The 653-nt window shown below is 37.5% G+C and carries 1 protein-coding gene; it reads right to left on the reverse strand.

The annotated features are described in order from the left end of the window. The coding region (locus HV819_RS11380; RefSeq protein WP_235942788.1) for a phage portal protein at positions 1-653 on the reverse strand (653 nt) is incomplete at both ends.

The raw sequence follows: 653 nt of genomic DNA on the forward strand, positions 1-653 counted from the left end.
GCTATGGGTTGGTATTTCATCCCTTCTTCAAGTACAGCCACTTTATTGGCATTTTTAGGCCCCTGAAAGGCTGCGTTCCATGACTCCCTTACTCTTTCTGGGTCTTTGATAATACCTGGATGTTCTAAAACCCCACCTGGTTGTGCTCCATTTTGGAAAAAGCTAGCACCATAATCTTCACAAGCCATAGTCATACCTATAGCATTTTTAGCCATGGTAATTGGTGAGTAGCCAATAAGACCATCAAAACCAAGTCCAGGTATATGAAGGACATCTTCTTTTAAAAGATAAACTTCTTCTGATTTGTGATTGTATTTATAAAAGATTTCTCCATCTTCACTTCTCATAACGGTCATCTTGTTTGGCATTAAGGGATAAAGTCCAATGACCTCATTTCTTCCATTTCGTATTATCTGAGCATAGGCATTACCCCAAAGTAGAAGATGAGTCATTAGTGTTTCTCTAAATACAAATGAAGTCATCTCAGTATTAGGTTCATCGTGTAAAAGAAAATATATAGCGTGTTCTTTTGCTTTTTCCTTAGAGTTTGAATTTCCTCTTTTATATAAATGAAGAGGAAGTCCTGCCAAGGTTTCAGCAAGAACTCTCACGCATGAATAAACTGCTGTCATTTGCATGGCAGTAAATTCGTT

It is taken from the genome of Anaerococcus faecalis, from assembly GCF_013371425.1.
Classification (GTDB): domain Bacteria; phylum Bacillota; class Clostridia; order Tissierellales; family Peptoniphilaceae; genus Anaerococcus; species Anaerococcus porci.